This is a genomic window from Mycobacterium sp., from assembly GCF_049683355.1.
Lineage (GTDB): Bacteria > Actinomycetota > Actinomycetes > Mycobacteriales > Mycobacteriaceae > Mycobacterium.
On the sequence record NZ_JBAUJB010000026.1, the window covers coordinates 1 to 1,516 of the forward strand.

The 1,516-nt window shown below is 66.6% G+C and carries 3 protein-coding genes; 2 read left to right on the forward strand and 1 reads right to left on the reverse strand.

All coding sequences use genetic code 11. From position 1 onward, the window contains the following. Together WA944_RS01700 and WA944_RS01705 are read left to right on the forward strand one after the other, a co-directional pair. The coding region (locus tag WA944_RS01700) for an SbcC/MukB-like Walker B domain-containing protein (protein WP_526646157.1) at positions 1-643 on the forward strand (643 nt) is incomplete at its 5' end. A gap of 78 nt (positions 644-721) precedes the next feature. Continuing rightward, complete coding sequence (locus WA944_RS01705; protein WP_526646159.1) at positions 722-1,291, forward strand: TetR/AcrR family transcriptional regulator C-terminal ligand-binding domain-containing protein; 570 nt, start codon at positions 722-724, stop codon at positions 1,289-1,291. A gap of 1 nt (position 1,292) precedes the next feature. On the opposite strand, the gene WA944_RS01710 is transcribed toward WA944_RS01705, so the two are convergent. Next, the coding region (locus tag WA944_RS01710; RefSeq protein WP_526646161.1) for an MmyB family transcriptional regulator at positions 1,293-1,516 on the reverse strand (224 nt) is incomplete at its 5' end.

Sequence of the window (1,516 nt, forward strand, 5' to 3'; positions counted from 1 at the left end):
TGCGGTGTCGGAGCTGACGGAGATCGTGCGGGCGATCTCGCGGCGCATCGCCGAGGTGGGGTTGGGCGACAAGCAGGCGATCCTGGACCAGTACGCCGACATCCTGCGGCTGCGCAACCGGTTGGCCTCGACGGCGCCGGAGGACCGGGCGTGGACGCGGGATGCCCTGGATGTGCGCAACCGGTTCACGTTCGACTGCGCGGAATGGGATGTCAGTACCGAGGAGCTGATCCGCACGCACAGCAACGCCGGGGACAATTCCGGCGGCGAGCAGGAGAAGCTGATGGCGTTCTGTCTGGCCGGCGCGTTGAGCTTCAACCTGGCCAGCCCCGAAAGTGTGGACAACAAGCCGGTCTTTGCACAGCTGATGCTCGACGAGGCGTTCTCCAAGTCGGATCCGCAGTTTGCCCAACAGGCACTGCAGGCGTTCCGCAAGTTCGGCTTCCAGCTGGTGATCGTCGCGACGGTGCAGAACGCGACGACGATCCAGCCCTACATCGACAGCGTGGTGATGGTGTCCAAGACCGAAGCCACCGGCCGCAACGCCCGTCCGGTGGCGACGATCGCGACACGCACCATCTCCGAGTTCACCACGCTGCGTCAGGAGATGCGGACGACCGCCAAGGTGCCCGCCGGCGTCTGACACCAGTCGCTTCCCGCAGTGTGGCACACTCGAGTTTGCTGGATCAGCTGCACGAGGGTTTGCTGGAAGGAAGAGCCGATGGTGGATGACCATCCACTGGCCGACGTCGACCGGGAACGAGTAGTGGCTGCAGTCCACGAAGAAGTGGCGCGTTGGGGTATCGACCGCTTCGATCTCGGCTCGATGGCCCACCGCCACGGATTGGACGAGCAGGCGATCCTGCAGCACTGGCCCGGCCCTGAAGCTCTGGTCCTCGACGCTCTCGCGCATCGGCCCGGTGACGCTGACGAACCGCCGGACACCGGTTCGCTGCGCACCGATCTGTTCGAGCTGGCGGTCCGGATGGCCACGTTGGTGACCTCCGCGACCGGTCGCAAACTGCACGGCGGCCATCTCATCGCCGACACCCACATCGCCAGCGTCGACATCCGGCGAACGGCATGGCGGGACCGCGCCGACAGCCTCGGTGTGGTCTTCGACCGGGCCCGCGAGCGAGGTGAACTCCACGGCGAGATCGACTTCCTCAACGTGCTGGAACTGCTGTTCGCTCCGATCAACATGCGCGCCCTGTACACCGGCGAGCCGGTCGACGACGACTACTGCCGCACGATTTCCGAGCTGGTCTACCGCGCGGTGGCCGCCGGCTGAGTCACCGTGAGACCAGCCGCCGAAGCCGTTCGGCGGAAACGATTTCGGTGGCAGGCAGGTAGGCGACGATGTGGATGTCGGGCACGTCGACGGGCGCCACCTGGTGGTGCTCGAGCACCAGTTCGCCGACGACGGGGTGCTCGAAGCGGCGTTCGCGCGACGTGAAGCGCTCGATGCCGGTGGCCCGCCAGGCCTCGGCGAAGTGGTCGCTGGCTTCCCGCAGCC

What these genes read in the sequence shown, in the direction of transcription:
- WA944_RS01705 (WP_526646159.1), top strand. Translation starts at nt 722, where the DNA reads ATGGTGGATGACCATCCACTGGCCGACGTCGACCGGGAACGAGTAGTG.